The following is a 21,013-nucleotide window of genomic DNA, read 5'->3' as shown; positions in this document are numbered from 1 at the left end:
GTGGTGTCAGCTTGCGTGGTGTGGTGTCAGCTCGCGCATGGCCAGTACATCCATGCGCGTCGGGGAGCCCAGCGCGGAACCGCAGCTCTCCTGGCGGGGTGGCTCGGTGGTGTCCTGGGCGACGGCGACGGTCCAGTGGCGGCCGTCGGTGTGGGCGACGACGACGTCCCAGCGGGGAGCGGCGCCCTCCGTACGGACGACCGTCAGGGCGCCGGCGGTGTCCTCGCCGTACTCCGTGCGCACCGCCAGCTCGGCGGCCTGCCCGGGGCGTTCCCAGGCGGAGTTTCCCCGGCACCCCTCGGTGACGACACGGCCTTCCCGTACGCCTTGGAGGACCTCCTTGACGTGGTGGGCCTCGGCGCGGCCGTAGACGTAGCCGAAGGGCAGTACGAGCAGCGTCGGGGAGAAGCGGTGACCACCCAGATGGGTGACTTCCCAGGTGCCCTCGACCCCGGAGGCGGCCAGTTCGGCGGCGAGCGGTCGGCCGAGGAGCGCGCAGCAGCGGTCGCGCTTGCCGTTGGTGCAGACGAGCGCGAGAGGGTCACCGGTGTGGGGCCGCCCACCCAGAACCGTCCCGAAGGTGTGGTGTTCGCCCCGGCCGAGCGCGGCGAGATCCAGGTCGAGCAGTCGGCGGGGGTCGGACGTCGTGGCGCTGTGCAGCCAGACGTTGCCGGGAGCGGTGTGAGCCACGAACACCTGGCGCTCGCGGACCTCGCGGCAGTCCGCGTGGCGGCCGGGGCGCCGGATGAGCGCCACGCGTACGCCGGTGCCCTCCGTCGCGGCTTCCAGGGCGCGGCCGAGCGCGGGGTCGAGGTGGCTGGAGGTGAGCGCCTTGACGCCCCAGGGGCCCGGCTGTTCCAGCAGCAGCCATGTCCTCGCCGTGGCGGCGGTCCCCGCGAGAGGCTCGCCGAGGTGTCGGGACGCGGATGTGCACGTACTCACAGAGGTGAGCCTAACCTGACTTCCTCGCGACCGAACTCCGGCTGGGCCGAAGGAGGGGTGGAAGCCTCTGGCTCGCTGTCGCGGGGCGGCGGCCGGGTTGGGCGGCGGTGCACGGCGGCGACGCGAGGGGCCCGCGCTGTAGTGCAGGCGAGCCCCCGTTCAGGATCAGGCGTCGGGGATGTCCGACTTTGCCCGGATGAGAGTCTCGCGGCTGATGACCACGATCCTCTCGTAGTCAGCGCGCGAGGCGTCGGCGGGAAGCTCGGGGTCGAGTTTCTCCGTCCGATCTGTTCCGATCACTGCGAAGTTGCCGTCCTGCAGTTCGAAGATGTCTGGGCACGTCTGCCCCGCGGCGCTGCCCCTCTCGCGGGGCGAGGCACCGATGCGGCGCACGATTTTCAACGGGTTCGATCCTTGGGTCATGAGTAGTGATACGAGCGGGCCAATTTTGCCCCATGAGCCTGGTTGATGCGCATGCATCGAAGGTGCGATGGAGTGAAGCGTGGGGCAGGGGTCGCACCACGTGAGACGAGCGCCGTGGGGAGTGAGGAAGAGCGCGGGCGCGCCCTCACTCAGCGGGTGGTTCGCCCACGACCCACCACTCGTCGGTGCTCGCTTCCTCCAGGTCGTTGATCAGGGTGTCGACCATCCTGCCGATCTCCGACTCCTCCGAGCCCTCCTTCAGGCTCGACCGGTGGTGGCGCGTGGCGGCCCAGTAGTCGCGCATCAGCGTGCTCTGGAAGATGCCGCGCAGGTGCCCGTACAGCTCGGCCCGGCTGAAGACGCCCACCCGGTACCCCTGGAGGACGTGGGTGTACAGCAGGTTGGCGAAGAGGTACTGCCGTTGGCGGTCGGTGGACAGTTCCTCCTCGTAGGCGTTCAGGACGGGCAGCAAGGTCGGGTCCGCGGCCGCCTTCATGACCAGGTCGAAGTTGTGCCGCTGGTAGGCGATCAGTGCCGCGCGCTGTTCCGTCTCGCGCTCCAGCCGTTCCAGGCGGCGAAGCAGGATGCCGACGCGCCGCTCCACGACGAACGCGCCCAGCGCTCCCACCGCGAAGGCGAGACCCGCTGCCGCGGCGGGGCCGAGTCCCCGCGCCCCATGATTCTGTGTGGCCATGTCAATCCCCGATTCAGGCGGCCGTCCGCCGGTCGTCGGTGTGGGTCGACAGGTTGGGGACCGGCGAGCGGTGGGCGGCGCTTGCCGTCTCCCAGTGTCGCCGAGAGGTGCTGGTCCACCGGGAGGCGGAGAGGAGGCGCACGGAGGGATGCGTGGGTCGCGCGACCCGGCGCCATGCCCATCGTGTGCCCCACGGGCGCCGCTGACAATCTCTCCCCCGGCGGGGTGGGGCGCCCCTCGTATCCTGGTGCCGCATGCGATCGACGCAGGAGAACGACGGGGTGGGAGAGGGCGCGTGGTGAGTCAGTCGTCGAGCCGGGGTCAGGGGCCGAGTCCGGAGCACGCGCCGCAGATCCCTGTCGTCGTCCTCGCCGGATTCCTCGGATCCGGTAAGACGACCCTGCTGAATCACCTGCTGCACCGCAGCGGCGGCAGCCGGATCGGCGCCGTGGTCAACGACTTCGGCGCGATCGAGATCGACGCGATGGCCGTGGCCGGGGCGCTCGGGGACTCCACCGTGTCCCTGGGCAACGGCTGTCTGTGCTGTGCCGTCGACGTGGAGGAGCTGGATCGGTTCCTGGCGCGGCTCGCCGACCCCGCCACCGGGATCGACGTCATCGTCATCGAGGCGAGCGGGCTCGCCGAGCCGCAGGAACTCGTCCGGATGGTGCTCGCCAGCGAGAACCCGCGTGTGGTGTACGGCGGGCTCGTCGAGGTCGTGGACGCGGCCGAGTTCACGCGGACCCGCCAGCTGCATCCCGAGCTGGACCGCCATCTCGCCCTCGCCGACCTCGTGGTCGTCAACAAGCTCGACCGGGCCGAGGACGGAGCGGGAGTCCTGACGCTGGTCCGCTCGCTCAGTGACCGTGCCGCGGTCGTGCCCGCCACCTACGGGCGTATCGACCCCGAGTTCCTGTTCGACTGCAGGCCCTCCGAGGAGCGCATCGGCCAGCTCTCCTTCGACGACCTCCACCGGCACGACGAGGCGGGGGAGGAGCACGGGGACCATGCCGGGCATCTGCACACCGGCTACGACAGCGTCTCCTTCGTCTCCGACGTGCCGCTCGATCCCCGGCGGCTGATGGAGTTCCTGGACGGGAGGTCCGAGGGGCTCTACCGCATCAAGGGGTACGTCGACTTCGGGCCGTACGACCCCCGCAACCGCTATGCCGTGCACGCGGTCGGGCGCTTCCTGCGGTTCTGTCCCGAGCCCTGGACGCCCGGCGAAACCTCCCGCCTCACCCAACTCGTCCTCATCGGGGCGGGGATCGACGTCCCGGCCCTGACCAAGGAACTGGACGCGTGCAGGAGCGAGAAGGACGCCCCGCACACCGACGAGTACGGCATGTGGGGCGTCCTGCGCTACGTCCGGCGGACCGGGACCGGGACCAGAGCCGAGACCGAGGCCGGCCCAGAGACGGACATCGAGACCGAGACCGACATCGAGACCGGCGAACCCTACGTCAGCTACGACACCGACGACGACGTCTGACGGGTCGCGCTCACACCGGCCCCGCCACCGCGGACACCGGCTTACCCAGGGACACCCCCGAACCGTCGCGGCGGGGGTCCATCTCCGGGAGGTCGGCCGGGGTGCCGTTCTTCTGCGCGGCGCGGGCCGGGGCCGGTCCCGCCCAGGCAACGGACAGGCAGTCCTCGCCCTTGAGGAACCGCTGGCAGCGCACACCGCCCGTGGCGCGGCCCTTGCGCGGGTACTGGTCGAACGGGGTCAGCTTGGCCGTGGTCTGGACGGAGTCGTCCAGGGTGCCCCTCGAACCGGCGACGGTGAACACCACCGCGTCCACGGCCGGGTCGACGGCCGTGAAGGAGATGACCTTCGCGCCGTCGGTGAGCTTGATGCCCGTCATACCGCCGGCCGGGCGGCCCTGCGGGCGGACCTGGGCGGCCTGGTAGCGCAGCAGCTGGGCGTCGTCGGTGATGAAGACCAGGTCCTCCTCGCCCGTGCGCAGCTCGACGGCGCCGACGATCCGGTCACCCTCCTTGAGCGTGATGACCTCCAGCTCCTCCTTGTTGGACGGGTAGTCGGGGACCACCCGCTTGACGACACCCTGCTCGGTGCCGATGGCCAGCCCGGGCGACGACTCGTCGAGCGTCATCAGGCAGATGACCGTCTCGCCGTCCTGGAGGGAGAGGAACTCCGCGATCGGGGCGCCGCCCGAGAGGTTGGGGGCCGCCGCCGTGTCCGGCAGCTGCGGCAGGTCCACCACGTTCAGGCGGAGCAGGCGGCCGGTCGAGGTCACCGCGCCCACCTCGCCCCGGGCCGTCGCGGGGACCGCGGAGACGATGACGTCGTGCTTGACGCGCTTGCCGTCCTCGTCCGCCGCGAAGGGCTCGCCATTGGCCGTACGGGCAAGCAGCCCCGTCGACGACAGCAGCACCCGGCACGGGTCGTCCGCGACCTGGAGCGGAACCGCGGCCACCGGGGCGCCCGAGGACTCCAGCAGGACCGTACGGCGCTCGGTGCCGAACTTCTTCGCCACCGAGGCCAGTTCGCCGGAGACCAACTTGCGCAGCTCCGCGTCCGACTCCAGGATCCGGGTCAGTTCGGCGATCTCGGCGTTCAGCCGGTCCTTCTCGGACTCCAGCTCGATGCGGTCGAACCGGGTGAGACGCCGCAGCGGGGTGTCGAGGATGTACTGCGTCTGGATCTCCGACAGGGCGAAGCGCTCGATCAGGCGCTCCTTTGCCTGCGCGGAGTTGTCGCTGGAGCGGATCAGACGGATGACCTCGTCGATGTCCACCAGCGCGGTGAGCAGACCCTCGACCAGGTGGAGCCGGTCGCGCTTCTTGCCGCGGCGGAACTCCGAGCGGCGCCGGACGACCTCGAAGCGGTGGTCGAGGTAGACCTCCAGCAGCTCCTTCAGGCCCAGGGTGAGGGGCTGGCCGTCGACGAGCGCCACGTTGTTGATGCCGAAGGACTCCTCCATCGGCGTCAGCTTGTAGAGCTGCTCCAGGACGGCCTCCGGGACGAAGCCGTTCTTGATCTCGATGACCAGACGCAGGCCGTGCGCGCGGTCGGTGAGGTCCTTGACGTCGGCGATGCCCTGGAGCTTCTTCGCCCCGACCAGGTCCTTGATCTTGGCGATCACCTTCTCCGGGCCGACGGTGAAGGGGAGTTCGGTGACGATCAGGCCCTTGCGGCGGGCCGTCACGTTGTCCACCGCCACCGTGGCACGGATCTTGAAGGTGCCGCGGCCCGTCGCGTACGCGTCCTTGATGCCGGAGAGCCCGACGATCCGCCCGCCGGTCGGCAGGTCGGGGCCCGGGACGTGCTTCATCAGCGTGTCCAGGTCGGCGTTCGGGTACCGGATGAGATGGCGGGCGGCGGCGATGACCTCGCCCAGGTTGTGCGGCGGCATGTTGGTCGCCATACCGACGGCGATCCCGGACGCGCCGTTGACCAGCAGGTTCGGGAAGGCGGCGGGCAGCGCCACCGGCTCCTGCTCCTGGCCGTCGTAGTTCGGCGCGAAGTCGACCGTGTTCTCCTCGATCGACTCCGTCATCAGGCTCGTCGCGTCGGCCATCCGGCACTCGGTGTACCGCATGGCGGCCGGAGGGTCGTCGTTGCCCAGGGAGCCGAAGTTGCCGTGGCCGTCGACCAGGGGGAGCCGCATGGAGAAGGGCTGGGCGAGGCGCACCAGGGCGTCGTAGATCGAGGAGTCGCCGTGCGGGTGCAACTTACCCATGACCTCGCCGACGACGCGGGCGCACTTCACATAGCCGCGCTCGGGACGCAGGCCCATCTCGTTCATCTGGTAGACGATCCGGCGGTGCACCGGCTTCAGGCCGTCGCGGGCGTCGGGCAGGGCTCGGGAGTAGATGACCGAGTACGCGTACTCCAGGAAGGAGCCCTGCATCTCGTCGACGACGTCGATGTCGAGGATCCGCTCCTCGAACGCGTCGTCGGGCGGCGGGGTCTTCGTGCTGCGGCGGGCCATCGCTGCCGGCTCCTCTTTTTCTGGTCGCTCACCTACGGGGCGCTCACGTCTCCAGCTCACTCTCACCGGGAGGTGAACGGGATCTGACGCGCACCATTGTGGACTGCCGCACTGACAAGCCCGACACGACCCGGCGCCGACCGCCGGGCACGCCTCCCGAGCCGCCGCGTCAACAGCGTGCGCCGACTTTAACCAGTGACCGGCGGGCGCAACCCCCGTCTCGCTCTCGGCGTACGAGCCCCGGGAACTTCTCCAGGCGTCCGCGCGCTTGCATACAGTGGCAGGACCGGCAGGAAAACAGCGGTTTCCGCGACGATTCCACGACGGACAGACCACGGATTCCGCGACCACAGCACAGCGATCGAAGGGACGTACCGCCCATGGGTCACACGGCCACAGCCGAGGCCGGCTCCGAAGGCCTGACAGTGAGGGAGCACCGCCTGGACAACGGCCTGCGCGTGGTGCTCTCCGAGGACCACCTGACCCCGGTCGCCGCCGTGTGCCTCTGGTACGACGTCGGTTCGCGGCACGAGGTCGAGGGCCGCACGGGCCTCGCCCACCTCTTCGAGCACCTGATGTTCCAGGGCTCGGGCCAGGTCAAGGACAACGGCCACTTCGAGCTGGTCCAGGGCGCGGGCGGTTCGCTGAACGGCACCACCAGCTGGGAGCGCACCAACTACTTCGAGACCATGCCCACCCACCAGCTGGAGCTCGCGCTGTGGCTGGAGGCCGACCGCATGGGCAGCCTGCTGCTCGCGCTCGACCAGAAGAACCTGGACAACCAGCGGGCCGTCGTCAAGAACGAGCGCCGCCAGCGGTACGACAACGTGCCCTACGGCACCGCCTTCGAGAAGATCTTCCGCCTGGCCTACCCCGAGGGCCACCCCTACCGGCACACACCGATCGGCTCGATGGACGACCTGGAGGCGGCCAGCCTGGAGGACGCGCAGCAGTTCTTCAGGACGTACTACGCGCCCAACAACGCCGTCCTGTCGATCGTCGGCGACATCGACCCGGAGCAGACGCTCGCCTGGGTCGAGAAGTACTTCGGCTCCATCCCCTCCTACGACGGCAAGCCGGCGCCCCGCGACGGCGCGCTGCCCGACGTCATGGGCGAGCAGTTGCGCGAGGTCGTCGAGGAGAACGTGCCCGCGCGCGCGTTGATGGCCGCCTACCGCCTGCCGGAGGACGGCACGCGCGCGTGCGACGCGGCCGACCTGGCCCTGACCATCCTCGGCGGCGGTGAGTCCTCCCGCCTCTACAACCGGCTCGTCCGCCGCGACCGTACGGCCGTGACGGCCGGCTTCGGCCTGCTGCGGCTGGCCGGCGCCCCCTCCATGGCGTGGATGGACGTGAAGACCTCGGGCGACGTCGAGGTGCCCGTCATCGAGGCCGCCGTCGACGAGGAGCTCGCCCGGTTCGCGGCCGAGGGCCCCACGGCGGAGGAGATGGAGCGCGCCCAGGCCCAGTTGGAGCGCGAGTGGCTGGACCGGCTCGGCACGGTCGCGGGCCGCGCCGACGAACTGTGCCGATACGCGGTCCTGTTCGGCGACCCCAAGCTCGCCCTGACGGCCGTCGACCGGGTCCTGGAGGTGACGGCCGACGAGGTCCAGGAGATCGCCAAGGCGCGCCTGCGGCCCGACAACCGCGCGGTGCTCGTCTACGAGCCCGTCGCCGGCGAGGAGGACGCCGAAGAGGGCGCCCAAGAGGAGACCGCCGCGGCCGAGGCCGCCGGAACCACCGACGAGACCGAGGAGTCGGCGAAGTGACCGAGCTCGCGACCATGGACTTCCACCCGCAGCCCCAGGCCGGCGAGGCCAGGCCCTGGGCGTTCCCGGCGCCCGAGCGCGGCACCCTGGACAACGGCATGACCGTGCTGCGCTGCCACCGCCCCGGCCAGCAGGTCGTCGCCGTCGAGGTGCTCCTCGACGCGCCCCTGGACGCCGAGCCCGCCGGTATCGAGGGCGTCGCCACCATCATGACCAGGGCCTTCTCCGAGGGCACCGACAAGCACACGGCCGAGGAGTTCGCCGCCGAGCTGGAGCGGTGCGGCGCCACGCTCGACTCGCACGCCGACCACCCGGGCGTACGCCTGTCCCTCGAAGTGCCCGTCTCGCGGCTGGAGAAGGCCCTCGGCCTGCTCGCCGACGCCCTGCGGGCCCCCGCGTTCGAGGACGGCGAGATCGAGCGGCTGGTGGCCAACCGGCTCGACGAGATCCCGCACGAGACCGCCAACCCCGGCCGCCGGGCCGCCAAGGAGCTCTCCAAGCAGCTGTTCCCGGCCACCTCCCGGATGTCACGGCCCCGCCAGGGCTCCGAGGAGACCGTCGAGGGCATCGACTCCGCAGCCGTACGCGCCTTCTACGAGCGGCACGTACGCCCCGCGACGGCCACCGCCGTGGTCGTCGGCGACCTCACGGGCGTCGACCTCGACGCACTGCTCGCCGACACCCTGGGCGCCTGGACCGGCTCCCCGGCCGCGCCGCGACCCGTGCCGTCGGTGACCGCCGACGACACCGGGCGCGTGATCATCGTGGACCGTCCCGGTTCCGTGCAGACCCAGTTGCTCATCGGCCGGGTCGGCGCCGACCGGCACGACCGGGTGTGGCCGGCCCAGGTGCTCGGCACCTACTGCCTCGGCGGCACCCTCACCTCCCGCCTGGACCGCGTCCTGCGCGAGGAGAAGGGCTACACCTACGGCGTGCGGGCGTTCGGCCAGGTGCTGCGGGCCGCGCCCGACGGTTCGGGCATCGCGATGCTCGCCATCAGCGGCTCCGTCGACACCCCCAACACCGGGCCCGCGCTGGACGATCTGTGGACGGTGCTGCGCACCCTCGCCGCCGAGGGCCTGACGGACGCCGAGCGCGATGTCGCCGTGCAGAACCTGGTCGGGGTCGCCCCCCTCAAGTTCGAGACGGCCGCGGCCGTGGCGAGCACGCTGGCCGATCAGGTCGAGCAGTACCTGCCGGACGACTACCAGTCGACGCTGTACCGCCAACTCGCCGCCACGGGCACCGTGGAGGCCACCGCGGCGGCCGTGAGCGCCTTCCCGGTGGACCGTCTGGTGACCGTCCTCGTCGGGGACGCCGCGCAGATCGAGGAGCCGGTCAGGGCCCTCGGGATCGGCCAAGTCACCGTCGTTCCGGCCGAGTAGGGGCGGGCCGTACGGACGCGTGTCAGTGGGGCCCTGGTGACGGAAGAGTCACCAGGGCCCCTGTTTGTCCGTATTGATGGCGGAGGTTGTGTGTCTGACCTGTGGCGTAGTTAACAAATCCTGTGATCCGTTTGTTATTTCGAAGACCGCCCACTTAGCGTCGGTCCGGCTGTTCGTCAGAAGTTCGCCGCAGCCGCGGCACCGGACAGTCATCGCCGAGTCCCCATGGCGCGAGCCAGGGGAGCCGGGGACCCACCGAAGTCCCTGGGGTGAATCGGGTGCCCTTCGCGAGCGACGCGAAACGAGGGGTGGCCGTAGGAGACCTTCCTGCTCCGAACCCGTCAGCTAACCCGGTAGGCGAGAAGGAAGGAAAGGACCAGCCACTTCATGGCGTTCACCCGCGCCCCCGGCAAGCACCGCCGTCCCGGCCGTGTGCAGCGCACGACCACGAGGAACGTGGGCGTAGCCGCTCTCACCACCACCGGTGTCTTCGGCACCCTCGCCGGCCCCGCGCTCGCCGCGGAGGAGCCCGCCGTCGAGCAGACCGGCCTGAACCAGATCATCACCCTCGGCGACACGGTCGCCGACCAGGTCGACGCCCAGGCCGTGGCCCAGCAGCAGGCCGCCGAGGTGGCCGCCGTCAAGAAGAAGGCGCAGGAGGAGGCCAGGAAGGCCGCCGCCGAGAAGGCCGAGCAGGAACGTGCCGCCGCCAAGGAGCGCGAGGAGATCAAGGCCCGTGCCGCCCGCGCGGCCGAGCGCGAGCGCCTCAACGCCTACGTCGCCCCCATCAGCGGCTCCTACATCTCCACCGGCTACAAGGCCGGCGGCGCCGTCTGGTCCTCCGGCAGCCACACCGGCGTCGACTTCCACGCCGCGTCCGGCACGGCCGTCCACGCGGTCGGCTCCGGCACGGTCGTCGAGGCGGGCTGGGGCGGTGCCTACGGCAACAACATCGTCATCAAGATGAACGACGGCACGTACACCCAGTACGGCCACCTGTCGTCCATCGGCGTCTCCGTCGGCCAGACGGTCACCCCCGGCCAGCAGATAGGCCTCTCCGGGGCCACCGGCAACGTCACCGGCCCCCATCTGCACTTCGAGGCCCGGACGACGGCCGAGTACGGCTCGGACATCGACCCCGCCGCGTACCTGCGCTCGCACGGCGTGAACGTCTGACGCGCACCCCCCGCTTCCCAGGAGGCCCCGGCTCACCGAGCCGGGGCTTTCTTGTCGTGGTGCCCCACCACTTGTGACGCACCTCCTGTCCAAAAAATATCCCTGGATTCCGGTCCGCCGTCGGAAATTCCGTCCTCCTGCAATAGAGTCGCTGGAACACACGTCAATCATCGACGTTTCACGGGGATTAAGGCGGAGGTCGGTCATGCGTATTCCGGCGCACTCGGTATGCACGGCGATCCGTGATGACATCGTCGCGGGTGTCTACGAGCGCGGCAGCCGGCTCACCGAGGAACTGCTCGCCCGTCGGTACGGCGTCAGCCGGGTGCCCGTGCGTGAGGCGTTGCGCACGCTGGAGGCCGAGGGGTTCGTGGTGACCCGCCGGCACGCGGGCGCGTGCGTCGCCGAGCCGACCGAGCAGGAGGCCGCCGACCTGCTGGAGATGCGCATGCTGCTGGAGCCCCTGGGGGCCGCCCGCGCCGCGCAGCGCCGCACGGAGGCCCACCTCAAGGTGTTGCGGGGACTGGTCAGGCTGGGCCAGGAGCGGGCCAGGAGGGGCAACAGCGAGGATCTGCGCTCACTGGGCGGCTGGTTCCACGAGACGCTCGCGCAGGCCTCCGGCAGCCCCGCCCTGACCTCGACACTCGCCCAGCTCCGGCACAAGATCGCCTGGATGTACGTGGTCGAGGCGCCGGCCGACCCCGGGGAGTCCTGGGCGGAGCACGGCGGCATCGTGGACGCGGTCGCGCGCGGCGACAGCGACCGGGCCCGCGCGATCACGTCCCTGCATACCGAGCGGGCCACCGCCGCGCACCGGCTCCGATTTCCGGCCGGGTCCGGCGGGGCGGAGCGCCCGGAGCGTGTGAGGACTTCGCAACACCCCGTAAACATGCCGAGCCTGCGGCATTAACACGGGCGCCGTATACAAAGAGGGAAGAATTCCGAGGGGCATTTTTCCTGCTGCCCGCAGAGCGGAAAAACGAGGGAATGCGAAGGGCCCGCCCGATAAATCGGACGAGCCCTTCGATGTGTGTGCGGGGCGGCTTTTCAGGCCTTTCCGCTTCGGTGGTCCGGTCGCTCTCAGACCGTCTCGGGGAGTTCTTCGAGCCCCTCGGCGACGAGCTTCGCCAGACGGTCGAGCGCGGCGTCCGCGCCCTCGGCGTCGGAGGTGAGCACGATCTCCTCGCCGCCCTGGGCACCGAGGCCCAGGACCGCGAGCATGGAGGCCGCGTTGACGGGGTTCCCGTCGGCCTTGGCGATCGTCACGGGGATACCGGAGGCCGTGGTGGCCCGGACGAAGATGGATGCGGGTCGGGCGTGGAGGCCCTCGGCCCAGCCGACGTTGACGCGGCGCTCAGCCATGTGATGGTGCCCTTCGGAGTCTCGGGTACTGCGGACTGGTCTAGACCGGATTGTCTAGACCAGTTTTCCATATGGCGCGACGCACCGGAACGGGCCCACGGCCTGACCGCGAACCGGCTGTCGAGTTGTGGTCCTGCTTCTGTTGTGCCTCCCCAGACTGCCCCGCGCCGTTGTCGGACGCGAGCCGTACTCTGGGGCCCATGCAGACCTCGTCGGACCGGCACGAGTACCCCGCCCACTGGGAGGCCGACGTGGTGCTGCGCGACGGCGGCACCGCACGCATCAGGCCCATCACCGTCGATGACGCCGAGCGTCTGGTCAGCTTCTACGAGCAGGTCTCGGACGAGTCGAAGTACTACCGCTTCTTCGCGCCGTACCCTCGCCTGTCCGCCAAGGACGTCCACCGCTTCACACACCACGACTTCGTGGACCGGGTGGGGCTCGCCGCCACGGTCGGCGGCGAGTTCATCGCCACCGTACGCTACGACCGCATCGGCGCCGACGGCATGCCCGCGTCCGCCCCCGCCGACGAGGCCGAGGTCGCCTTCCTCGTACAGGACGCCCACCAGGGCCGCGGGGTCGCCTCCGCCCTGCTCGAACACATCGCCGCCGTGGCCCGGGAGCGCGGCATCCGACGCTTCGCCGCCGAGGTGCTCCCCGCCAACAGCAAGATGATCAAGGTGTTCACCGACGCCGGGTACCAGCAGCAGCGCAGCTTCGAGGACGGCGTCGTCCGGCTGGAGTTCGACCTGGAACCCACCGACCGCTCCCTCGCCGTCCAGCGCGCCCGGGAGCAGCGCGCCGAGGCCAGATCCGTCCAGCGGCTGCTCGCGCCCGGCTCGGTCGCGGTCGTCGGCGTCGGGCGCGCACCGGGCGGAGTGGGCCGCAGCGTGCTCGCCAACCTCCGGGGCGCGGGCTTCACCGGGCGGCTGTACGCGGTGAACAGGGCGCTCGGGGAGGACGAGAAGGAACTCGCCGGGGTGCCCGCGCACCGGTACGTCACCGACATCGAGGGACCCGTCGACCTCGCGGTCGTCGCCGTCCCCGCCGCCCACGTCCCCGAGGTCGTCGCGGAGTGCGGGGAACACGGCGTGCAGGGTCTCGTGGTCGTGTCCGCCGGATACGCCGAGAGCGGGCCCGGCGGGCGCGAGCGCCAGCGCGAACTGGTACGCCAGGCCCGCACGTACGGCATGCGCATCATCGGGCCGAACGCCTTCGGCATCATCAACACCGCCCCCGACGTACGGCTCAACGCCTCGCTCGCCCCCGAGACCCCGCGTTCCGGGCGCATCGGCCTCTTCGCCCAGTCCGGCGCCATCGGGATCGCCCTGCTCTCCCGGCTGCACCGGCGCGGGGGAGGGGTCACCGGGGTCACGGGCGTCTCCACGTTCGTCTCCTCCGGCAACCGCGCGGACGTGTCCGGGAACGACGTCCTCCAGTACTGGTACGAGGACCCGGACACCGATGTGGTGCTGATGTACCTGGAATCCATCGGCAACCCGCGCAAGTTCACCCGCCTCGCCCGGCGCACGGCGGCGGTCAAGCCACTCGTGGTGGTGCAGGGCGCGCGCCATGGCTCCGCGCCCCTGGGCCACGCCGTGCGCGCCACCCAGCTGCCGCACACCACCGTGTCCGCGCTGCTGCGGCAGGCCGGGGTGATCCGGGTCGACACGATCACGGAACTGGTCGACGCGGGGCTGCTGCTGGCCCGGCAACCGCTGCCGGCGGGGCCGAGGGTGGCGATCCTGGGCAACTCCGAGTCGCTGGGGATGCTCACGTACGACGCCTGTCTCTCCGAGGGGCTGCGGCCGCTGCCGCCGCTGGACCTGACGACCGGGGCCTCGGCGGGGGACTTCCACGGGGCGCTGTCGCGGGCGCTGGCGGACGACGCGTGCGACGCGGTGGTGGTCACGGCGATACCCGCGCTGGGGGAGACGTCGCCGGGGGACGCGGCCCTGGCGGAGGCGCTGAGGTCGGCCGCCGCGGCGAACCCGTCGAAGCCGGTGCTGGTCGTCCACGTCGAGCTGGGCGGGCTCGCGGAGGCCCTGTCCGCCGCGGCGAGCACCGCGCCGCGGGTCGCGGAGACGGTCCCGGACACCGGCCCCCACCACCCGGCGGAACGCTCGGCCACGGCGGGGGAGGCCACGGGCCCGGGCGCGCCGACCTCAGGCGCGCCGACCGCAGGTGCGCGGGACCCGGGTGTGCGGGGCCCTGGTGAGCCCGGCCCCGGCGCGGCCGGACCAGCTCTCGGCGGCCCGGGCACGCCAGGATCAGGCGCGACAGGAGGACTGAGCGCGGGACGCCCCGGCACGACAGGCCCCGCCACAGCAGGCCCCGGCGGGCCGGCGGCCCAGGCCGTCGCGGGGGCGCGGGCCGCCGTGGAGGGGGCGCAGCGCATGCCCACAGCCCCCGCGGAGCCGGCCGGCGCCCGGCTCATCCCCGCCTACCCCGCCGCCGAGCGAGCCGTCCGGGCGCTGTCCGAGGCCGTGAACTACGCCCAGTGGCGGCGGGACGCGGCGGAGCCGGGGCGCGTCCCCGCGTACGAGGACATCGACGAGAAGGGCGCGGCCGAGCAGATCGACGCGCTGCTGGCCAGGGGCGAGGGGCTCACCCTCGGGGCCGAGGAGACGGGCGCGCTGCTCGCGCGGTACGGCATCCACCTGCGGCAGGCGCGCCCCGCGCCGACGCCCGACGAGGCGGCGAGAGCGGCGCAGCTCATCGGTTATCCCGTCGCGCTCAAGACCACCGCCCCGCACCTGCGGCACCGGGCCGACCTGGGCGGCGTACGGCTCGACCTGGCGGACGAGGAGCAACTGCGGCGGGCGTACGCGGAGTTGACGGAACTCTTCGGAGGGCCCGAGGAACTGCGCCCGGTCGTGCAGGGCATGGCTCCGCGCGGGGTCGACACGATCGTGCGGACGGTGGTGGACCCCGCGGCCGGAGCGGTGCTCTCGTTCGGGCTCGCCGGGCCCGCGTCGCAGCTGCTCGGGGACATGGCGCACCGCCTGATCCCGGCCACCGAGCGGGACGCGGCCACACTGGTCCGATCGATCCGGACGGCCCCCCTCCTCTTCGGCTGGAGGGGCTCGGCGCCCGTCGACACGGAGGCGCTGGAGGAGCTGCTGCTCAGGGTGTCCCGGCTGGTCGACGACCACCCCGAGGTCGTGGCGGTCTCCCTGGAGCCCGTGGTCGTCGCCCCGCAGGGTCTCAGCGTGCTCGGCGCCGCCGTCCGGCTCGCGCGCCCGCCCGCCCGCGACGACCTCGGCCCCCGGACCCTCCCGGTGTACTGAGCGCGCCGCTCCCGGCCCGCCGAAGGCGGCGCGCGGCCACCGTACGGACGGCGCACGAGCCCGTGCATTGAGCCGTCCACGACAGAACGGAGACCGTAGAGCGGTCCCTCGCAGTCAGTGCGCCACCGTAGGATGGACGTCATGGCCAAGACCAGTACGACGACCCAGGGGCTGCGTGCGGCGATCGAGCGCAGCGGCTACTACCCGGCCCTCGTGGCCGAGGCGGTGGAGGCCGCTGTCGGCGGCGAGGCCATCAAGTCGTACCTGGTCCACCAGGAGACGACGTTCGACGCGAACGAGGTCCGGCGGCACGTCACCGTCCTCGTCCTCACGGGCAACCGCTTCATCGTGAGCCACACCGACGAGCAGGCCGCGGACGGCACCTCGCCCACGCCGTACGCCACGACGTCGACCGAGTCGGTGAAGATCGGCCGGATCTCGTCGGTCGTGCTCAGCCGGGTCGTCGCCAACCCCGAGTCGTACGCCCCGGGCACCCTGCCCCGCGAGGTCGTCCTGACCATCGGCTGGGGCGCCGTCTCCCGCATCGACCTGGAGCCCGCCGCCTGCGGCGACCCCAACTGCGAGGCGGACCACGGGTACACGGGCAGTTCGACGGCGGACGACCTCAGCCTGCGCGTCAGCGAGGCCGGGGACGGCCCGGAGACCGTGCGCCAGGCCCTCGCCTTCGCGCAGTCCCTCTCCGAGGCGACCGCGGACACCGCCCGCTGATGGCGCTGCCCACCTGGGACCACCCGGAACCCCTGGCCCTCGGCTCCGCCCCCGTCCCCGAGTACGGCGTCGGCTCGCTCGCCGACCTCCTGCCCACCCTCGCGGCGGGCATGGGGGTTCCCGGTACGACCGCCTCGATACCGGAACTGACGGCGACCGACCGTGCCTGTGTGTTCCTGGTCGACGGCCTGGGCTGGGAGCAGCTGAAGGCGCACCCCGACGAGGCGCCCTACCTGACGGCCCTGCTGGCGTCCTCGCGCGGTGGCACCGGCCGCCCCATCACCGCGGGGTACCCCGCCACCACCGCGACCTCCCTCGCCTCCGTCGGCACCGGCCTGCCCCCCGGCGCCCACGGCCTGCCCGGCTACACGGTCCGCAACCCGCAGACCGAGGAGCTGATGAACCAGCTCCGCTGGCAGCCCTGGACGTCGCCGCAGGCGTGGCAGCCGTACCCCACGATCTTCCAGCTCGCCGACCGGGCGGGTGTGCACACCGCCCAGGTCACCTCTCCGGCCTTCCAGAACACGCCGCTCACCCAGATCGCGCTGAGCGGCGGAACCTTCCACGGCCGCCTCTCCGGCGAGGACCGCATGGATGTGGCCGCCGATCAACTGGCCGCCGGGGACCGCGCGTTGATCTACACCTACTACTCCGAGCTGGACGGCGCGGGACACCGCTTCGGGATCGACTCCGACGCCTGGCGCGGCCAGCTCATGCATGTCGACCGGCTGGTCCAGCGGCTGGCCGAGCAACTTCCGCCGCGCACCGCCCTGTACGTCACCGCCGACCACGGCATGATCGACATCCCGTTCGACGAGCGGCACCGCATCGACTTCGACGAGGACTGGGAGCTGCGCGCCGGGGTCGCCCTGCTGGGCGGCGAGGGCCGGGCCCGCCATGTCTACGCGGTGCCGGGTGCCGCCTCGGACGTCCTGACGTGCTGGCGCGAGGTGCTCGGCGAGCAGTTCTGGATCGCCTCGCGCGACGAGGCCATCGAGGCGGGCTGGTTCGGCCCGCACATCGACGAACGCGTGTACGCCCGCATAGGCGATGTGGTCGCGGCTGCCCACGACGACGTCCTGATCGTCGCCTCGGAGCGGGAGCCCAAGGAGTCGGCGATGGTCGGCAACCACGGTTCGATGACCCCCGTCGAACAGCTGGTCCCGCTCCTCGAAGTACGCTCCTGAGAGGTCCTGCCGCCGCTCGCCCCGCCCGCCCGCCGGACCCGCCGTCCTCGTCGTCCTCGCCGAAAGGTGCTCAACTCCACATGCCCGAGCTCGTGTTCTTCTCCGGAACCATGGACTGCGGGAAGTCCACGCTGGCGCTCCAGATAGAGCACAATCGCTCGGCGCGCGGCCTCCAGGGCATGATCTTCACGCGTGACGACCGTGCCGGTGAGGGCAAGCTGTCGTCGCGGCTGGGCCTGGTCACGGACGCCGTCGAGGTCGAGGACGGCCAGGACCTCTACGCCTATCTCGTCGACCACCTCTCCCAGGGCCGCCGGGCGGACTATGTGATCGCCGACGAGGCGCAGTTCCTCGCCCCGGGGCAGATCGACCAGCTCGCCCGCGTCGTGGACGACCTGGGCCTGGACGTCTACGCCTTCGGCATCACGACCGACTTCCGCTCCAAGCTCTTCCCCGGCTCCCAGCGTCTGGTCGAGCTGGCCGACCGGGTCGAGGTGCTCCAGGTCGAGGCCCTGTGCTGGTGCGGCGCCCGTGCCACCCACAACGCCCGCACCATAGGCGGCCAGATGGTCGTCGAGGGTGCCCAGGTCGTCGTCGGCGACGTCAACCAGCCCGACGACATCGGCTACGAGGTCCTCTGCCGCCGTCACCACCGCCGCCGGATGACGGCCGCCACGGCCCACGCGGGCGCCCTCTCCCCGGACGTCCTCCCGGTCGAGACGGTCTGACCCCTACGTCGGCGCCCCCGCTGGGCCGGCGCCCCGGTTCACCCGACCGAGTGACCGTCCCCGCCCGCGCTCCGGTGTTCCGTCCGCACCACGGCGAACTTCGCGCCCTCCGGGTCGGCCAGGGTGGCCACCGGGCCGTGCGGGGTGTCGTGGGCCGGTTCGAGGACATGGCCGCCGAGTTCGATGACGCGGTTGGCGGCCTCGTCGGGGTCGCTCACCTCGAAGTAGGTCAGCCAGTGGGGGCCCCGGTCCCGGGGGAGCGCGCTGCCGACGCCGTGGATGCCGGCCACCGGGCGGCCCCCGACGCGCAGGGTGACGTAGTCGAGGTCGGCGGAGACCACCGGCTCCTCCTCGTAACCGAAGGCCGTCTCGTAGAACTTGGCGACCAGGGAGCTGTCGACGGTGAGGAGTTCGTCCCAGGCGGGTGTGCCGGGGACGCCGGTGATGTCCGCGCCGAGGTGCTCCGCCGCCTGCCAGATGCCGAAGACGGCTCCCGCGGGGTCGGAGGCGATCACCAGCCGGCCCGCCTCACCGGCGTCCAGCGGACCCACGCCGACGGTGCCCCCGCAGTGCCGCACGGTCTCCGCCGTCCGGTCCGCGTCGGGCGAGGTGAAGTACGGCGTCCAGGCGATGGGCAGATGACGGTCGGGCGGCAGCTGGCCGATCCCCGCCACCTGGCGCCCGTCGAGCAGTGCCCGCACATACGGGCCGAGCTGCTGGGGGCCGGGCTGGAACTCCCAGCCGAACAGCGCCCCGTAGAACTCCTGGGTCGTGGCCATCCCGTGCACCATCAGGCTCACCCAGCAAGGTGTGCCCGGTGGATACACCGCGCCGTTCAGGCCGGTCGACCCCCGCGCCTCGGTCATCGTCACTCTCTCCTCGGCCCCTCGCGGTGGCCGTGTCCGTCGCCCTCGCTACGCGTGTACCGCGTCCACGCGCGATCACGCCCCGTGCCGATGCTCGCACCACCGGTAGCGCGACGAGCCCGCGCCGCACCGCCGCGCGACGCGTACGTGTGCGAGGGGGCCCGGCTCGCCGGTCCCGGTCCCGTCCGCGCCGCTGCCGTGTGGTGTCCGTCCGTTGTACGGCTCGTGCACGATCCCGTACGCCCGGTGATCGGCACCGCCCGGCGGGCAGAGTAGCCCGAGCCGGGCGAGGCGGCCACCCCGTGCGCGAGGATGGGGCCATGAACGCCATCATCTCGGCCCCCGACCTCGTCAGCGAGCTGGCGGGAGCCCGCCCGCCGGTGATCCTGGACGTCCGCTGGCAGTTGGGCGGCCCGAACCTGCGCACCGAGTACGAGAAGGCGCACATCCCGGGTGCCGTCTTCGTCGACCTGGACGCCGAACTCGCCGGTCCCGCGGGTTCCGGCGGCCGACATCCGCTGCCCGACCTCGACGCCTTCGGTGCGGCGATGCGTGCGGCCGGCGTCTCGGCCGACCGTGCCGTCGTCGTGTACGACGGCGGCCTCAACTGGGCCGCGGCGCGCGCCTGGTGGCTGCTGCGCTGGTCCGGCCACCCCTCGGTACGGGTCCTGGACGGCGGCCTGGCGGCCTGGGAGGGCGCGCTGACGGCCGAGATCCCGGAGCCCGGCCCCGGCACCTTCGAGCCGGTCCCCGGCGCGCTGCCGCTGCTCGACGCGGACGGCGCCGCCGCGCTGGCCCGCACCGGGCTGCTCCTGGACGCACGGGCCGCCGAACGCTACCGGGGCGACGTGGAACCCATCGACCCCGTCGGCGGGCACATCCCGGGCGCGGTGTCGGCCCCGACCACGGAGAACGTGGCCGAATCCGGTCTCTTCCGGACCGCCGCCGAACTGGCCGACCGTTTCAAGGGACTCGGCGCGACCGCCGACTCCGAGGTCGGCGTGTACTGCGGCTCCGGCGTCTCCGGCGCCCACCAGGTGCTGGCGCTGGCCGTGGCGGGCATCCCGGCGGCCCTGTACGTGGGCTCGTGGTCGGAGTGGTCCCGGGACGCCGACCGCCCGGTGGCCACCGGGCCCGACCCCCAGTGACCCGGCGCTGACGGCACGCGTGGGGCCCGCGTCTGAACGACGCGGGCCCCACACACGTATGAATGACCGATCCTGCACCCGAGAGAAACGGATCCGCTGGACGGAGTGGAACGAGTGACCGCTCCGATTCCCCACCACCGTGGGGCCGTTACTCCTGCTTCTTGCGTCTCGTCCCGAACACGATCTCGTCCCAGCTCGGCACCGCCGCGCGCCGCCCCGGCCGGACGCCGTCCGCCTCGGCCTGGCGGTCGGTGGCGCCGATCAGCCGGTCGCGGTGGCCGTTGACCGACCTCGGCATGAGGACGTCCGCGTAGGCGGAGCCTGCCGAGGCCGCGGGGGCCGCAGACTCCTCCTCCGCCACCTCCTCGACGGAAGAGGACTCCTCCTGCGGTTCGGCGGAGGGCAGTTCGGGCACCACCAGGTCGCCCCGGTAGCTGGGGACGGCCTCCAGGATGCTGGTGAGCGAGTCGCGCTCGCTCACGATCTCCTCGTCGGCCTCGGGCAGCGCGGGCAGGACGGGACGTTCCGCCTGGCGGTCCAGGGGGCGGTCACGGGGCAGCCGCGCGATCCTCGGCACGAACGGGAAGCTCGGCTCGGGAGTCCCGAGGTCGTCGGACTCGCCGATCAGCGAGCGCGCCTCGTCGTCCACGGCCTGGACGAGCCGCCGGGGCGGGTCGTAGGTCCAGCTCGCCGAGTGCGGCTCACCCGCGACGCAGTACACCAACAGCACTTCCCAGGTGCCGTCGTCGCGGCGCCACGAGTCCCACTGGACGGTGTCCTTCTCGGCGCCGCGCAGCAGCAGGCGCTCCTGGACGGCCTCGCCGAGCTGGGGCCCGGCGTTCTCGCCGGGGCGGCGGACCGGGGTCTTGCGTGCCCGCTCGGCCATGAAGGCGCGCTCGGCGAGGACGGGGCCCTCGAACCGGCGGACCCGGTCGACGGGGATGCCGGCGAGCTGCGCGACCTCCTCGGCCGTGGCACCCGCGCGTATCCGCGCCTGGATGTCACGGGGGCGGAGATGACTCTCCACCTCGATCTCGATCTGACCGAGGCGGGGTCGGTCGCCGCGCACGGCGGCACGCAGCCGTTCGTCGATCGGCAGCGTGTATTCCGTGGAATCGGCAGCCTTCAGCACCAGCCGTGTGCCGTCATTGGAGACGGCCACGACACGCAGTTCGGGCATGGGGACCTCCCGGGTGGTGCCTGCCGACGTCACGTGCGTCGCTGCTTCCGCTAGTCGAGTGTGGCCTGCCCGGGTGCAGCCTGCCACAACCTTGCCGAGTTGCCCGGCGTGTCGGGCGTGAGCCCGAGGCCGCCGTTATGGCACGGTTATCAATTCGCAACGCTAAGTGACGAAC

The 21,013-nt window shown here is 72.0% G+C and carries 17 protein-coding genes and 1 riboswitch; of the genes, 10 read left to right on the top strand and 7 right to left on the bottom strand.

The window, feature by feature from the left end:
• Window positions 1-6 precede the first annotated feature (6 nt).
• From HW837_RS11245 to HW837_RS11235, 3 genes are all read right to left on the bottom strand, one after another.
• Window positions 7-942, bottom strand: coding sequence for a sucrase ferredoxin (locus HW837_RS11245; RefSeq protein ID WP_093790468.1), 936 nt, complete (start codon window positions 940-942; stop codon window positions 7-9).
• A 165-nt stretch (window positions 943-1,107) separates the two neighbouring features.
• Window positions 1,108-1,344, bottom strand: coding sequence for a hypothetical protein (locus HW837_RS11240; protein ID WP_033525166.1), 237 nt, complete (start codon window positions 1,342-1,344; stop codon window positions 1,108-1,110).
• A gap of 166 nt (window positions 1,345-1,510) precedes the next feature.
• Window positions 1,511-2,059 carry a DUF6082 family protein gene (locus HW837_RS11235; RefSeq protein ID WP_045561083.1) on the bottom strand — a complete coding sequence of 183 codons (549 nt, stop codon included), beginning with the start codon at window positions 2,057-2,059 and terminating at the stop codon, window positions 1,511-1,513.
• Between the two features lie 298 nt (window positions 2,060-2,357).
• On the opposite strand from HW837_RS11235, the gene HW837_RS11230 reads away from it, so the two are divergent.
• Window positions 2,358-3,551 carry a CobW family GTP-binding protein gene (locus HW837_RS11230; RefSeq protein ID WP_193381271.1) on the top strand — a complete coding sequence of 398 codons (1,194 nt, stop codon included), beginning with the start codon at window positions 2,358-2,360 and terminating at the stop codon, window positions 3,549-3,551.
• A gap of 10 nt (window positions 3,552-3,561) precedes the next feature.
• Here the strand turns inward: HW837_RS11230 and HW837_RS11225 are convergent, their stop codons facing one another.
• Window positions 3,562-6,018: a DNA gyrase/topoisomerase IV subunit A gene (locus tag HW837_RS11225; protein WP_045561082.1), complete on the bottom strand. Its 2,457-nt coding sequence runs from the start codon at window positions 6,016-6,018 to the stop codon at window positions 3,562-3,564.
• Window positions 6,019-6,398: 380 nt separating this feature from the next.
• Between HW837_RS11225 and HW837_RS11220 the strand changes: the two genes are divergently transcribed.
• The 4 genes from HW837_RS11220 (at window position 6,399) to HW837_RS11205 (ending at window position 11,258) form a co-directional block, all read left to right on the top strand.
• Window positions 6,399-7,787, top strand: coding sequence for a M16 family metallopeptidase (locus HW837_RS11220; protein ID WP_177261958.1), 1,389 nt, complete (start codon window positions 6,399-6,401; stop codon window positions 7,785-7,787).
• Complete coding sequence (locus tag HW837_RS11215) at window positions 7,784-9,172, top strand: M16 family metallopeptidase (protein ID WP_045561081.1); 1,389 nt, start codon at window positions 7,784-7,786, stop codon at window positions 9,170-9,172. Before HW837_RS11220 ends, HW837_RS11215 begins: the two co-directional genes overlap by 4 nt.
• Before the next feature lie 203 nt (window positions 9,173-9,375).
• Window positions 9,376-9,546: riboswitch (cyclic di-AMP (ydaO/yuaA leader) on the top strand.
• Window positions 9,547-9,559: 13 nt separating this feature from the next.
• Window positions 9,560-10,348 carry a M23 family metallopeptidase gene (locus tag HW837_RS11210; protein WP_045561080.1) on the top strand — a complete coding sequence of 263 codons (789 nt, stop codon included), beginning with the start codon at window positions 9,560-9,562 and terminating at the stop codon, window positions 10,346-10,348.
• 205 nt (window positions 10,349-10,553) lie between these two features.
• Window positions 10,554-11,258: a GntR family transcriptional regulator gene (locus HW837_RS11205; protein ID WP_193381270.1), complete on the top strand. Its 705-nt coding sequence runs from the start codon at window positions 10,554-10,556 to the stop codon at window positions 11,256-11,258.
• Between the two features lie 170 nt (window positions 11,259-11,428).
• Here the strand turns inward: HW837_RS11205 and HW837_RS11200 are convergent, their stop codons facing one another.
• Window positions 11,429-11,710, bottom strand: a complete 282-nt coding sequence (locus HW837_RS11200) for an HPr family phosphocarrier protein (protein ID WP_045561078.1) — start codon at window positions 11,708-11,710, stop codon at window positions 11,429-11,431.
• Between the two features lie 200 nt (window positions 11,711-11,910).
• Here HW837_RS11200 and HW837_RS11195 point away from each other — a divergent pair, with 200 nt between their 5' ends.
• The 4 genes from HW837_RS11195 (at window position 11,911) to HW837_RS11180 (ending at window position 17,644) form a co-directional block, all read left to right on the top strand.
• On the top strand, window positions 11,911-15,000 hold the full coding sequence (locus HW837_RS11195) for a bifunctional acetate--CoA ligase family protein/GNAT family N-acetyltransferase (RefSeq protein ID WP_093790471.1): 3,090 nt from the start codon (window positions 11,911-11,913) through the stop codon (window positions 14,998-15,000).
• 141 nt (window positions 15,001-15,141) lie between these two features.
• A complete protein-coding gene (locus HW837_RS11190; RefSeq protein ID WP_045561076.1) occupies window positions 15,142-15,729 on the top strand; it encodes a DUF5998 family protein in 588 nt (195 codons plus the stop codon).
• Window positions 15,729-16,916: an alkaline phosphatase family protein gene (locus tag HW837_RS11185; RefSeq protein ID WP_045561075.1), complete on the top strand. Its 1,188-nt coding sequence runs from the start codon at window positions 15,729-15,731 to the stop codon at window positions 16,914-16,916. The genes HW837_RS11190 and HW837_RS11185 overlap by 1 nt, the downstream gene beginning before the upstream one ends.
• A gap of 80 nt (window positions 16,917-16,996) precedes the next feature.
• The gene (locus tag HW837_RS11180) at window positions 16,997-17,644 is read left to right on the top strand and encodes a thymidine kinase (protein ID WP_045561074.1); all 648 of its coding nucleotides are present in this window, start codon (window positions 16,997-16,999) and stop codon (window positions 17,642-17,644) included.
• 38 nt (window positions 17,645-17,682) lie between these two features.
• Here HW837_RS11180 and HW837_RS11175 read toward each other — a convergent pair whose 3' ends face one another.
• On the bottom strand, window positions 17,683-18,510 hold the full coding sequence (locus HW837_RS11175; RefSeq protein WP_193381269.1) for a VOC family protein: 828 nt from the start codon (window positions 18,508-18,510) through the stop codon (window positions 17,683-17,685).
• Between the two features lie 320 nt (window positions 18,511-18,830).
• Between HW837_RS11175 and HW837_RS11170 the strand changes: the two genes are divergently transcribed.
• Entirely contained in the window at window positions 18,831-19,658 is an 828-nt protein-coding gene (locus tag HW837_RS11170; RefSeq protein WP_093790473.1) for a sulfurtransferase, read from the top strand.
• Between the two features lie 148 nt (window positions 19,659-19,806).
• On the opposite strand, the gene sepH is transcribed toward HW837_RS11170, so the two are convergent.
• A complete protein-coding gene (gene sepH / locus HW837_RS11165) occupies window positions 19,807-20,838 on the bottom strand; it encodes a septation protein SepH (RefSeq protein ID WP_045561071.1) in 1,032 nt (343 codons plus the stop codon).
• Window positions 20,839-21,013: the final 175 nt, after the last annotated feature.

Origin of the sequence: Streptomyces caniscabiei, assembly GCF_014930365.1 — a bacterium.
In the GTDB taxonomy this organism is placed as follows: domain Bacteria; phylum Actinomycetota; class Actinomycetes; order Streptomycetales; family Streptomycetaceae; genus Streptomyces; species Streptomyces caniscabiei.
Note: the sequence above shows the minus strand (reverse complement) of the source record. Positions and strands in the feature narration are given on the sequence as shown.

Coding starts and splice junctions, on each gene's coding strand:
- HW837_RS11235 (WP_045561083.1), bottom strand. CDS start 2,059: ATGGCCACACAGAATCATGGGGCGCGGGGACTCGGCCCCGCCGCGGCA.
- HW837_RS11225 (WP_045561082.1), bottom strand. CDS start 6,018: ATGGCCCGCCGCAGCACGAAGACCCCGCCGCCCGACGACGCGTTCGAG.
- HW837_RS11220 (WP_177261958.1), top strand. CDS start 6,399: ATGGGTCACACGGCCACAGCCGAGGCCGGCTCCGAAGGCCTGACAGTG.
- HW837_RS11210 (WP_045561080.1), top strand. CDS start 9,560: ATGGCGTTCACCCGCGCCCCCGGCAAGCACCGCCGTCCCGGCCGTGTG.
- HW837_RS11205 (WP_193381270.1), top strand. CDS start 10,554: ATGCGTATTCCGGCGCACTCGGTATGCACGGCGATCCGTGATGACATC.
- HW837_RS11200 (WP_045561078.1), bottom strand. CDS start 11,710: ATGGCTGAGCGCCGCGTCAACGTCGGCTGGGCCGAGGGCCTCCACGCC.
- HW837_RS11195 (WP_093790471.1), top strand. CDS start 11,911: ATGCAGACCTCGTCGGACCGGCACGAGTACCCCGCCCACTGGGAGGCC.
- HW837_RS11190 (WP_045561076.1), top strand. CDS start 15,142: ATGGCCAAGACCAGTACGACGACCCAGGGGCTGCGTGCGGCGATCGAG.
- HW837_RS11185 (WP_045561075.1), top strand. CDS start 15,729: ATGGCGCTGCCCACCTGGGACCACCCGGAACCCCTGGCCCTCGGCTCC.
- HW837_RS11180 (WP_045561074.1), top strand. CDS start 16,997: ATGCCCGAGCTCGTGTTCTTCTCCGGAACCATGGACTGCGGGAAGTCC.
- HW837_RS11175 (WP_193381269.1), bottom strand. CDS start 18,510: ATGACCGAGGCGCGGGGGTCGACCGGCCTGAACGGCGCGGTGTATCCA.
- HW837_RS11170 (WP_093790473.1), top strand. CDS start 18,831: ATGAACGCCATCATCTCGGCCCCCGACCTCGTCAGCGAGCTGGCGGGA.
- sepH (WP_045561071.1), bottom strand. CDS start 20,838: ATGCCCGAACTGCGTGTCGTGGCCGTCTCCAATGACGGCACACGGCTG.